This window comes from Mesorhizobium sp. M1273, from assembly GCF_040318195.1.
In the GTDB taxonomy this organism is placed as follows: Bacteria; Pseudomonadota; Alphaproteobacteria; order Rhizobiales; family Rhizobiaceae; genus Mesorhizobium.
Window position 1 is genome coordinate 1 of the sequence record NZ_JAMYLV010000091.1, and the last position, 960, is coordinate 960.

General features: G+C 67.1%; 1 pseudogene. It reads right to left on the bottom strand.

What is annotated here, in order from left to right:
* Positions 1-79 precede the first annotated feature (79 nt).
* Positions 80-960 (bottom strand): annotated as a pseudogene (locus NKH30_RS33055) (IS110 family RNA-guided transposase); the annotation flags it as partial.

Below are 960 nucleotides of genomic sequence, written 5' to 3' on the forward strand. Positions count from 1 at the left end.
GCATATTTTCGGTTCGCCCACCTGGATCCGAAAGGCCGATCAGGCCTTTGCGGAATGGGGGAAAAGGGTGGTGGAGCGGTCATGCGGTTTTCATGAGCGCTCCCTCGATGATGACGCCGGCGGTCGCGTATTTCCACAGCGGCACCAGCAGCTTGCGGGCGAGCGCGACGATCATCGCCTTCTTGAGGCGGCCGCCGTTGCGCGCCACCCGTTCGCTGAACCAGCGGGCCAGGCCCGAGGCCGGCTGATGGCACAGCCACAGCCAGGCAAGCTCGACCGTCGTCGTTCGCAGCCGCGGATTACGACACGCCTTGTCCGTGATCGATCGCGCCGCTCTTCGATGGGGAAGGTGCCAGTCCCGCGTAGGCGGCCACCTGCTGCGGTTGTTGAAATGCCGGAACAGCCCTTCGGCGTGGAGGATCGTCGCGAATTCCGGCCCGAAGCCCTTCAGCTTGAGCAACATCGCCGCCGGCGTCGAGGCGTCCACCGCCGTCGCGGCGAGCAGCGCGTCGCGCTCGGCCTCCACCGCCTTGATCTGGCCGAGCAGCAATTCGAGACGGTCAAGTTCGCGGCCGATCTGGGCCTTCATGCGGGCCGGAAGGGCGCGGCCATCGCCGGTCCGCAGTTCTTCCAGGCGATCGCGCCGGTCGCGGCCCAAAGGCTCGTAGTCGCGGATGCCCTGGCTGAAGAGCAGGCCTTTGATGCGGTTGACGTGCTCGACCCGTTCGGCGACCAGCACCTTGCGCTCGCGGTTGGTCCGGCGGCGATCCTCATTCTCGGGCGTCGGCACCCGGACCATCGACCTGACGCGTGGCTCACCCCGCTTGACGGCCAGCAGGGCGCGGATCAGCGCCTCGCCATCAAGCCGATCCATCTTGGCACGACGGTGGCGGCGCGACACCGCGATCGATGCCGCATCGACGATGTGACTTTCGATCCAGTCCTCGCGGTTCAGCACCC